Annotated in this window: 10 protein-coding genes; 3 read left to right on the top strand and 7 right to left on the bottom strand. The window is 45.1% G+C overall.

Translation table 11 applies throughout. From position 1 onward, the window contains the following. Positions 1-19: 19 nt before the first annotated feature. The 5 genes from hisS to ndk form a co-directional block, all read right to left on the bottom strand. Positions 20-1,300 carry a histidine--tRNA ligase gene (hisS, locus tag YC6258_RS10850; RefSeq protein WP_211264668.1) on the bottom strand — a complete coding sequence of 427 codons (1,281 nt, stop codon included), beginning with the start codon at positions 1,298-1,300 and terminating at the stop codon, positions 20-22. Positions 1,301-1,318: 18 nt separating this feature from the next. Beyond that, positions 1,319-2,437, bottom strand: a complete 1,119-nt coding sequence (gene ispG / locus YC6258_RS10845) for a flavodoxin-dependent (E)-4-hydroxy-3-methylbut-2-enyl-diphosphate synthase (protein WP_044617009.1) — start codon at positions 2,435-2,437, stop codon at positions 1,319-1,321. A gap of 9 nt (positions 2,438-2,446) precedes the next feature. Beyond that, positions 2,447-3,217 (bottom strand): hypothetical protein, encoded by a 771-nt coding sequence (locus YC6258_RS10840; RefSeq protein ID WP_044617008.1) that lies wholly within the window; start codon positions 3,215-3,217, stop codon positions 2,447-2,449. A 16-nt stretch (positions 3,218-3,233) separates the two neighbouring features. Further along, entirely contained in the window at positions 3,234-4,376 is a 1,143-nt protein-coding gene (rlmN, locus tag YC6258_RS10835) for a dual-specificity RNA methyltransferase RlmN (RefSeq protein ID WP_044617007.1), read from the bottom strand. A gap of 75 nt (positions 4,377-4,451) precedes the next feature. After that, positions 4,452-4,877 carry a nucleoside-diphosphate kinase gene (ndk, locus tag YC6258_RS10830; protein WP_044617006.1) on the bottom strand — a complete coding sequence of 142 codons (426 nt, stop codon included), beginning with the start codon at positions 4,875-4,877 and terminating at the stop codon, positions 4,452-4,454. 469 nt (positions 4,878-5,346) lie between these two features. Here ndk and YC6258_RS10825 point away from each other — a divergent pair, with 469 nt between their 5' ends. The 3 genes from YC6258_RS10825 to YC6258_RS10815 all read left to right on the top strand — a co-directional run bounded on the left by YC6258_RS10825 (position 5,347) and on the right by YC6258_RS10815 (position 8,537). Beyond that, positions 5,347-5,556 (top strand): cold-shock protein, encoded by a 210-nt coding sequence (locus YC6258_RS10825; RefSeq protein ID WP_044617005.1) that lies wholly within the window; start codon positions 5,347-5,349, stop codon positions 5,554-5,556. A 417-nt stretch (positions 5,557-5,973) separates the two neighbouring features. Then, the gene (locus tag YC6258_RS10820; protein WP_044617004.1) at positions 5,974-7,821 is read left to right on the top strand and encodes a TonB-dependent receptor domain-containing protein; all 1,848 of its coding nucleotides are present in this window, start codon (positions 5,974-5,976) and stop codon (positions 7,819-7,821) included. Between the two features lie 83 nt (positions 7,822-7,904). Further along, positions 7,905-8,537: a hypothetical protein gene (locus tag YC6258_RS10815; RefSeq protein ID WP_144407612.1), complete on the top strand. Its 633-nt coding sequence runs from the start codon at positions 7,905-7,907 to the stop codon at positions 8,535-8,537. A 28-nt stretch (positions 8,538-8,565) separates the two neighbouring features. Here the strand turns inward: YC6258_RS10815 and thrC are convergent, their stop codons facing one another. Beyond that, positions 8,566-9,960, bottom strand: coding sequence for a threonine synthase (gene thrC / locus YC6258_RS10810; protein WP_044617002.1), 1,395 nt, complete (start codon positions 9,958-9,960; stop codon positions 8,566-8,568). A gap of 52 nt (positions 9,961-10,012) precedes the next feature. Next, the gene (locus YC6258_RS10805; protein ID WP_044617001.1) at positions 10,013-11,311 is read right to left on the bottom strand and encodes a homoserine dehydrogenase; all 1,299 of its coding nucleotides are present in this window, start codon (positions 11,309-11,311) and stop codon (positions 10,013-10,015) included. Positions 11,312-11,374 lie beyond the last annotated feature (63 nt).

The raw sequence follows: 11,374 nt of genomic DNA, 5'->3' as shown, positions 1-11,374 counted from the left end.
TTCACTCCTTCAACTAGTATTATTGAGGTAATTTTTGTTTCAGTTGAACCGCCAGTTCAGAGAACCCAACCAGTATCTGTTCACCTGTTGTGCGTAGATCTTTGATCGCAACCTGCTGACGGGCAAGTTCGTCAGCTCCAATGATCAAAGCGATATGAGCGCCGCTCTTATCCGCCTTTTTCATCTGACTCTTAAAGCTGCCACCACCGCAATTCATTTGCATTTTCAGTCCCGGAAACTCATCTCTAAGCTGCTCGCTAAAACGCTGGGCAAACAACTCTTCTTGTTCACCCACAGCCATAAAATAAACATCCACATTATGACCGACATCAGCAGGAAACAATCCCAGTGTTTCCAACAACAACACGATGCGGTCAACTCCCATAGCAAATCCAACCGCAGGAGTTGGTTTTCCACCCAATTGTTCCACCAGGCCGTCGTACCGGCCTCCAGCACAAATAGTGCTTTGAGCTCCAAGCTTATCGGTTGTCCATTCAAAAACGGTTTTACCATAATAATCCAGACCACGAACCAGTCTCGGATTTAACACATAACGGATGCCGGCATTATCAAGCCTCTGTTTCAGCTGCTCAAAATGAACTCGACTTTCGTCATCTAAAAATTCATCAAACTTCGGCGCTTCGTCTAAAAGCTCCTGAGTTTTCTTGTTTTTTGAATCCAATATTCTTAACGGATTGGAATACAGGCGGCGCAGACTGTCTTCATCGAGGCGGTCTTTATAAGATTCCAGGTAATCAACCAGTGCTTTACGGTACTTAGCTCGACCCTCGCTACTCCCTAAAGTATTCAACTCCAGAGTAACATGATCAAAAAAACCAAGCTGCTTCCAGAGTCTTGCGGACAAAAGAATCACCTCGGCATCTATGTCCGGACCAGTCATACCAAATGATTCAATACCAAACTGATAAAACTGACGGTTCCGCCCTTTTTGCGGCTTTTCATAACGAAACATCGGTCCGAAATACCAAAGCCGCTGAGTCTGATTATGCAGCAACCCATGCTGTAAAGCCGCTCTTACGCAGCCTGCCGTACCCTCCGGGCGCAATGTCAGGCTTTCATCATTGCGGTCAGGGAAGGTATACATTTCTTTTTCGACAATATCGGTAACTTCCCCAATACTGCGTTTAAACAATGCCGTCTGCTCAACAATTGGCAGACGAATTTCACTGTAACCATATTCATCGGTGACTTGCTTGATCTTGGACTCAAGATATTGCCATCGGTATGAATCTCCCGGTAACAAGTCATACATTCCACGAATGGATTGAATTTGAGACACGTTTTTTTCCTTAGAAATTTAAGCCTTGGTAATGAGATCCTGTTGCTGCTTGTTCTTTTCAGCAACCTTCGATCTGATCAGCCTTTCCAACTCATCTACCAGGTTATTATTAGTAACTTTGTGATTGGGTTTACCATCGATATAGATCAGATTATTGGGCGTTCCACCAGTCAAGCCAATGACCGTTTCCTTGGCCTCACCCGGACCATTCACCACGCACCCAATAACCGAAACATCCAAAGGTGTCAGAATATCTTCTGTCCGGGCTTCCAACTCATTCATGACCTTGATGACATCAAAATTTTGTCTGGAGCATGATGGACAGGCAATAAAGTTAATACCCTTATTGCGGAGTTTCAGACTTTTTAATATATCGAATCCGACTTTGATCTCTTCGACCGGGTCAGCGGCCAGAGAAACTCGCAAGGTATCGCCAATCCCCTGTCGCAGCAACATACCCAGACCAACAGCGGATTTCACGGTTCCTGATCTCAATCCACCTGCCTCAGTAATACCCAAGTGCAATGGCTGTTCGATTTGATCAGCTATCAATTGATAGGCTTCTACGGCCAGAAAAACATCGGAAGCTTTAAGACTTAGCTTAAAATCATGAAAGTTCAGCCGATCAAGGATATCGATATGCCTTAACGCCGATTCCACCAATGCTTCAGCCGTCGGCTCTCCATATTTTTTTTGCAAATCTTTCTCAAGTGAACCGGCATTTACCCCAATACGTATGGGAATACCTCTGTCGCGCGCGGCAGCCACCACTGAACGAACACGGTCCTCGCTACCAATGTTGCCAGGGTTAATCCGAAGACAATCCACTCCCAACTCTGCCACTCTCAGGGCGATCTTGTAGTCAAAGTGAATGTCTGCAACAAGCGGAACTTTAACTCGGGACTTAATCGCGCCAAACGCTTCAGCAGCGTCCATAGAGGGAACCGAAATTCTCACAATATCTGCTCCTGCACGTTCAAGACTCTGCACCTGTGCAACAGTGGCATCCACATCACAGGTTTCTGTATTGGTCATGCTTTGCACAGAAATGGGCGCATCACCACCCACAGGAACATTACCCACCATAATTTGACGACTTTTACGCCGGGTAATCGGATTCGGCTTGTTTTTATTCATAAGACAGATCTACTGCTGCTTTTTCCACATTTTATAAGCCTTATACTCACGACTATCTGGAAACAATTGCTCCAACTGCAGCGAATAGCTGGCTTCTGCATTTGTATCCTTATTGACATTGGCGAGCTGAATACCAAGCCAAAGCGTTGCAGGTGTCTGCTTGGCGAGGTTTATCTTCACAAGCCCAACAAAACCGTTATAGGCTTCATATGCTTTCACAAAATCTTTTTCTGAAGCATAAACGTTAGCCAAGCTAATGCGTGGGGATACAAACTGTTGGTTCAAAACGATGGATTTTTTAAAATTCTGAATAGCTTCCTGAGTATTACCAACACGTAGATTGGTTATGCCAAGAATATCGAATGCCTGTGGCCGCTTTCCATATAAAGTGTCATCAACCACAACCTCCATCTGCTTGATAGATTCTTTAAAACGCTGTTCATTGTACAACCAGGTGGCGTATTGAAAACGGGATTCCTGCGTAGTGTCATACCTGATAGCTTTACTAAAATTCTTCTCTGCCAGCTCAGGCTCATGCTCCTGTCCATAGACAACAGCCAAGCCCATATATGCCCCAGCTGACTTCGAATTAATATCCAAAGCTTTGCCGAAGGACATCTTGGCTTGCTGAAAATTATTCTGTTGAGCTTGACGATAACCGATTTCTACATAGGCACTTTCGGCCTTGGATAGATCTTTTTCTTTGGTCAAATCACTCGTTGTCGTTGTTACACAAGAGGTCATCAACAATACAATCAGGCCTGCAAATAGCTTCTTCATGGTCATTCTCATGTTTTTACCGTGTGTGAGCCCGCTCAGCCGCAGAAACACCTAATTGTACAGCATCTATAAATCGCTGATTTCGCTTAGTTAAATCCTGCACCCGACCAACCAACTGACCACAGGCTGCATCAATATCATCTCCGCGGGTCTTTCGGACCGTAACATTATAACCAGCCTGCTGAAGGGTTTCTCGGAAACGATGAATTCTATTATTACTCGGCCGACGATAGCCCGAATTTGGAAACGGATTAAAGGGTATCAGATTGATTTTACAGGGTATTTGCCTTAACACCTGAGCCAGTTCCTGGGCATGCTGAAACTCATCGTTGATACCATCAATCAGGGTATACTCAATTGTTGCCACGCGCTTGTCGCCCAACTGATCCAAATACGCTCTACATGCCTGCAAGGTCTTCTCGATACCATACTTTCGATTAATCGGCACAAGTTGGTTCCGCAACTCATCATTTGGCGCGTGCAGAGACAAAGCCAAGCAGGCATCGGTAACACCATGCATTTGCTCTATCGCCGGTACAACTCCGGACGTACTCAAGGTAACCCTGCGCTTGGAGAGACCATAAGCATTGTCCTCCATCATCAGATTCATTGCTGCGATCACGTTATCGAAGTTCAATAAAGGCTCACCCATACCCATCATGACAACATTCGTTACTCTGCGCTCGCGCTTCTGTCCTGGCTGATCAAAAGACTTTACCGCCAGCCAGACCTGACCAATAATCTCCGCCGCAGTAAGGTCGCGATTAAAACCTTGTTTTCCAGTCGAACAAAACGAACAATCCAGAGAACAGCCTATTTGTGAGCTGACGCATAGTGTTCCACGTCCCTCTTCTGGGATAAAAACAGTCTCTACACTGCTACCGCCCGGCATTTTCATAATCCACTTTCGGGTGCCATCCTTGGAGTCCTTCTGATAAGTCACTTCGGGAGCATTGATTACAGCAATCCCTGCAAGCTTTTCTCTTAAAGATCTGGAGATGTCTGTCATTTCCTCAATAGATGAGACACCGCGCTGATGAATCCACTTAACCACTTGGACAGCACGATACTTCTTCTCCCCCATTTGCACGAAAAAATCCTCCAACTGAGAGATTGTCATCCCCATCAGATTAACTCTTTCGTCACCAGATAATGACATCTGCAAACCCTCTATTTAAGCAACAAAGGGAGCCAAAGCTCCCCATAACATCCTATTCAGGAAAGATAACAATAATTAACCGCCATAAACCTCACTGGCAGCAAAGAAATACGCTATTTCTCTGGCTGCCGATTCAGGAGAGTCAGACCCATGTACCGCATTGGCATCAATAGACTCCGCAAAGTCACGACGAATTGTCCCCTCTGCCGCTTCTTTCGGATTGGTCGCTCCCATCAGCTCGCGATTTTTGGCAATGGCCCCTTCTCCTTCCAACACTTGTACCATCACTGGCCCGGAAGTCATAAACTCAACCAAAGCATCAAAAAAGGGACGACCTTTATGCTCTGCATAAAACCCCTCAGCGTCTGCCCGGCTCAATAGTTTCATTTTGGCAGCCACAACCTTCAAACCATTAGTTTCAAACCGGCTGTAAATTTTGCCAATTACATTTTTGCCCACTGCATCAGGTTTCACAATCGACAAAGTTTGTTCTAACGCCATTAATGTTCTCCATCCAATATATATGCGCCTTGGAATCGCGCGCTCTAAAAAATTCGGCCGGCAATTATACGTGGGTAAGTTGACAATAGCTATGAACAATGATGGCTTCATAATGATCTGACAATCAATTAAAACCTACACCTGACCAGTTGGTTAGCAGGCTTCATTCAATCCATCAAACGAAGCTGATTCCAACCACTGTCAGCAACACCCTGCACCAATTTCAACACTCAAATAATCGCTTTCATTTATAAATCAATGATTTAAAAGTTACCCAAAAAATATTTAATAAAAATGCGTTGACTTAGCACTAGGGCGGCGTATAGTGACTCACAGCCGTAGAATATGGCTATTGTTATGTAAAGCATTACGAAGTCCCTCTGTTAGTACTCGTCCTGTGTTTCATAAGTAATATCTATATTTCACGCCTAAAGAACTAAGAATTTAATGAAAATACAGGATCAAGACTATGTCTGAAACCATTACAGGCCAGGTAAAATTCTTCAACGAGTCCAAAGGCTTTGGATTTATTCAACAGGATAATGGCCCGGATGTGTTCGTTCACTTCAGCGCTATCCAAGGCACTGGCTTTAAAACTCTGAAAGAAGGTCAAAAAGTACAATTTACTGTTGGCCAAGGTCAAAAGGGACCTCAAGCTGAAAATGTGGTAGCTCTGTAAGCAGACGCCTGAAACGTTTTTCTGTTAAGGCTGATCAGCATCCGCTGATCAGCCTTTTGTATTTCCCTTCATCAAGCTCAATTTAATTTAGCGTTTGAGCTTTATCTTCCTTTTTCTTAATATTGCCTGGTTCTGATATTCAGAATATGAAAACCGGGAAATTCAGTTAAATTCTGACACTGCCCCAACAACAGTGCAGCTAAGGTCAGAAGATTCTCGACCTAATAACCCAAACCTGAAAACAAATCCTTCATATTCTGGTTGCTAATTTGTTGCGGAGAACAACAAGGCCAATAGCGCACTGATATTCCATCCATGCATCCTATTTACGCCAGTTCATCCCCACAAGAAAACTATCTTTATCACCATCTTTTGACTGATCAAAGATACTGATTACTCTTGCAAACAGGAAAACCCATGATCAAGCCATTTCGTCTTATCCCCTTGATGCTTCTTGCTACCTATACGCTTGCCACATCAGATATTGTCGTGACCGCAACACGTACTCAAACCAGCAAAACGGATTCCCTGAGCGCAACGACAGTCATCACAGCCAAGGACATTCAGGAAAGTGGGGCTGCCGACCTTACAGAACTATTAAAACACACTCCCGGAGTCATTGTTTCCAGCAGCGGCAGTCAAGGCTCAAGCACATCCATTTTCCTTAGAGGCATGCCGGCAAACAAAATAACCGTTCTGATTGACGGCGTTCCTGCTGGAAGCGCAACTCTTGGAACCATGGCTCTAAATCACATTCCACTTGCCACCATTGAAAGAATTGAAATTGTAAGAGGTCCGGTTTCGAGCCTCTACGGTGCTAATGCCATGGCTGGCGTTATTCAGGTATTCACAAACAAAAGCTTCAATAACGACAAAACATATAGCGGAACTATTGGAACCACCGTCGGCAATTATGACACCATAGAGCTCCGGATTGGCTCTCAATATCATTCTGAACGTATCAATATTTCAGGCAATATCTCCGCTACTCATACTGCTGGCTACAACTCGACCACCCAAAAAACCGGAACCAACAGCGACCGGGATGGCTACAACGAACTACTGGCCTCCCTCGCATCGTCTGCAACGATCAACAGTAAAACCAAAATCAATCTGGCTTTTTTTCAAACCCAAAACACAGTTGAATTCGACAGCCGTGACTTCTATACCGGCACCGACATCGCCGGAGGGAGTTATACCGAAAATACTATTCAAAGTGGCAGCGGCGAAATTATCTTTAAACTCAATGACGCTGTAGAGTTTAATTCAAAGATTGGATTCTATTCTGAAGAATCTGACACAACTTCGACCACCGACAGCCTCATTGTCACAGATCGTCTTTATGGTCATTTTAAATCTGATGTTGAAATTGACGACCACAACATATTGACTACTGGCGTGGATCTTACCAATGAAGATGTCAGTAGAAGCAGCACCAATTATCAGATTGAGAAGCGAGGAAACATTGGCTTCTTCTCCCAAATTCAGTCAAACCAGGGGCAATTTGAAGCCATTGCCAGTATGCGTTATGACGATAATGAAGCCTATGGGGACTTTACAACCGGCTCCATCGCCATCGGTTTTGGTGACATAGAGCAGGCAAAACTCATACTTTCCTACGGAACCGCTTTTAGAGCCCCGACCGTAAACGAATTGTACTGGCCAAACTCAGATCCGTACTACCATGGCAACCCCGACCTGAAACCAGAAAAATCACGAAACTACGAGCTGACTCTTAAAGGGCAAACGGAATTAATTGACTGGAGTTACACCATTTTTCGCACTGAAATCACAGATATGATAGAGACTGCCTACAACAGCGACACAGGCATCAGTCTCCCGGAGAACATAGACAAAGCAGAAATAAGTGGTATGGAAACAGTACTTGGGGCCTATCTTTATGGTTTTGATGTAAACCTTACCTCAACCGCACTGCAGGCCATCGATACCAAAACTGATAAACATGTTAATGGTACTGCAGACATTACAGAGAACCTCAGCATTAGCAGGTCTTTTGCTGACGTAACGGTTAAATCAGACTTTTTGTACGATTCCGGAAGATATGTGGATAACGATAATTCGACATTGGATTCATACCTAATCGTTGGCCTGGAGCTGAATTATCACCCTAAAGAATCAATCAATATTGGTTTTAGAGTGAATAACGTGACAGATAAAGAGTATTTTACCAACCGCTCCGGTACATCATTTATGTATCGCAACCCTGGACGAAACTACAAGCTCAGCCTGGATTACTCTTTCTAGCACTTCGTTGATATATGAGATATACGCCACTGTGGGTCTTTCTAACAATTTCAGCACTGCTCCACACCGTGGCGTTTATCTACATGCCCTCTCTGCAAATCCAGCACCAGCAAACATCGAGGGATATAATCCACCCCATTGAAATAAACCTGAGCGTTCAAAACCCTACCACAGTCACACCGGAAGCAGAAAACCCTACCACCACAATTAAAGGTTCCGCTCCTCAGCCCGAAAATCCACTTCCGCAGGTAACCACACACACCAAATCCACCACCACAACGTTCAAGCCCACACTTTCCCCCAGAAAACCGGCCCCTTCTCCCGAGCCAATCCACAACCCAAAATCCCCACACCCTACCTCAGATCGTGACAACACCCTGCATCCGGATCCTAAGAAGGTTCCTTCAAAACCAGAAACGACAGAGAGCAACAAACAGGAAATTGCACTAAAACAATGGCTGGCTGGACAAATCAATCAGTATAAACGCTATCCGGACAGAGCCATTAAAAAGGGAATAGAAGAAAAAATCCTGGTCAACATTCAAGTTAAAGCCGATGGCTTAATCGACACGTTTGATTTTATGACTCCCCCAGTTTCTGTCATATTGAAAAATGAAACGAAGAGAGTGTTGAGGAAAGTGCAAAAAGGCAGCCAATACTGCTGCCTTGATAGCGATATGCAAGTTACACTGACTATTGAATACCAATTACAGTAAAAAGGCAGCATCTCTTTTTGCAAATCACCTAGCGAAATACCTTTTCGGCCATGAAGTTCTGAACTTCCTGCAGATTGTTACCTAATACGAACAAGCGCTCTTCACGTCGAAACAGATCGCTCATATGACCTGGCAGCTCTGGAGCCTGTAAACCGGCACGCTCAATGGCATCGGAAAACTTCACCGGATGAGCTGTTCCCAAAGTCACCATTGGAACAGCAAATGTCCGACGAACTTCTCTGGCAGCCTTAACACCGATAGCGGTATGCGGATCCAACAAATAACCGGTTTCCTGATATACCTGCTTGATGGTCTGGCAGGTCAGATCATCATCAACAGCAAAGCTGTCAAAGATCTCTCTCGCCTTAGCCATTCGATCCACCTCAATAGACACATCCTCATGACTCATTTTCTCCATCAGGGCCTTTATGCTGGCTCCATCCCGGTCATGCAAATCAAAGAGCAAACGTTCAAAGTTAGAAGAAACAACAATATCCATTGATGGAGACAGTGTATGCGATAATGGCTCTTTCTTATAAAGATTCTGACTCATAAAACGATGAAGAATATCGTTCTGATTGGTGGCTATGACCAACTGCTCAATCGGCAACCCCATTTGCCGGGCAAGGTATCCGGCAAAAATGTCACCAAAATTACCCGTTGGCACTGAAAAAGCCACTTTTCTATCCGGCCCACCCAGATTTAAAGACGCATAAAAATAGTAAACAATCTGAGCCATGATACGGGCCCAGTTGATTGAATTTACAGCTACCAGTCGGCGCTCGTCTTTCAAGAAGGATTGATCACCAAAACTCTGCTTAACCATTTGCTGGCAGTCATCAAAATTACCCTCAACGGCAATATTAAAAATATTGTCACTAATGACTGTCGACATTTGCCGGCGCTGAACTTCAGACACCCGGTTATGTGGATGCAATATAAAAATATCCACGTTCTGACAGCGCTTACACCCTTCAATAGCCGCCGAGCCCGTGTCGCCTGAGGTTGCCCCCATGATAACTACCCGCTCGCCGCGCTTCTCCAGAACGTAATCAAGCAGGCGACCAAACAACTGCAACGCAAAGTCCTTAAACGCCAGCGTCGGCCCCTGGAACAACTCCAGCACATACTCGTTATGGTCAAGCTGGGTCAGAGGAGCCACCGCAGTATGAGCAAATCCCTGATAGGTTTCTTGCAGCATAACCTTCAATACGTCATCCGGAATAGCGCCTGCAACAAACGGCTGAACAACTTTAAAAGCCAACTCATGATAAGGCAGTTCTCGCCAGCTTCTAATTTCGTGTAATGGATAGTGAGGCAACTGTTTGGGAACGTACAGTCCACCGTCGCTGGCCAACCCTGTCAGCAGAACATCCTCAAAACCCAATTCCGGAGCATTACCACGAGTACTGATATATTTCACAATCTGGTCTCTAAGCTGTTGAATGATTCTATTTTCTTATTGAACAAAACACTTACCCATCCAGGCGTTCCATCCGAATCCTGGTCACTGGCACAGTCACTTCCGCTAAACCCTCAATTTCCTGAATGGCCGCTACAACATTCTTTTCTATCACTTTGTGTGTGAGGAGAATCAACGGTACGGTATCTTCATTATCCCGAGGTTCTTTTTGAATAATAGCTTCAATATTGATGTTGTGACGACTGACAATCTGAGCAATGTTTGCCATCACTCCTATTTTATCTTGAGCCGAAATTCTGAGGTAATAACAAGTCTCAACCTCCCCCATATCCAACACATCGATATTTGTGGAGAAATCGGAAAACCCAAGATGAGGAACACCATTATCTGCACCAATGCTGCGGGCCACATCGACGATGTCAGCAATCACTGCCGAAGCTGTCGGCTCTGACCCGGCACCCCGGCCATAATACATGGTCGGTCCTACGGCATCGCCTTCCACCAGAACTGCGTTTAAAACACCATTAACATTGGCAATCAATCGTTTTTCAGGAATCAAGGTGGGATGCACTCTAAGCTCAACCCCCTGTCGACTCTTTCTTGCCAGCCCCAGATGCTTAATTCGATAGCCAAGCTCTTCGGCAAACTGAACATCTGCCTGAGTAATTTTGCTGATACCTTCGGTGTAAACACGATCAAACTGCAGGGGAATACCAAATGCGATAGAGGCCAGAATAGTCAGCTTATGCGCCGCATCAATGCCTTCAACATCAAAGGTGGGGTCTGCCTCTGCATAACCAAGCGCCTGCGCTTCAGCCAACACATCGTCAAATGACCGACCTTTTTCCTTCATTTCCGTCAGGATGAAGTTGCCTGTACCATTGATAATACCAGCCAGCCATTGAATATCGTTTGCGACCAATCCTTCACGCAGGGCTTTGATAATGGGAATTCCGCCAGCCACGGAGGCTTCATAGGCAATCTTGACCCCTTTTTCCTCTGCCGCCCGAAACAATTCATTACCATGCACAGCAATCAATGCCTTGTTGGCAGTTACCACGTGTTTCCCATGCGCAATGGCTTCCAGCACCAACTGCTTGGCAGGCTCGTAACCTCCAATCAGCTCAACAACCACATCCACTTCCGGATCACGGGCAACTTCAAAAATATCTCTGGAGACTTTGATACCTGTCAAATCACAGGAAGGATTATCTCTACGAGCCCCTACATGGGTAATTCGGACGGGTCTACCTGATCTGCGATTGATGTCCTGCATATTGCGCTGCATGACGCTCAATGTCCCTCTACCGACAGTACCCAAACCACACAAACCAACATTTACCGGTTTCAAAAGAAAATCCTCTTACCTGATCGAAAGATACCCTGCGAAAGGGATGGGAACATTACTGGGATG

This window comes from Gynuella sunshinyii YC6258, assembly GCF_000940805.1.
Taxonomy (GTDB): Bacteria; Pseudomonadota; Gammaproteobacteria; order Pseudomonadales; family Natronospirillaceae; genus Gynuella; species Gynuella sunshinyii.
Note: the sequence above shows the minus strand (reverse complement) of the source record. Positions and strands in the feature narration are given on the sequence as shown.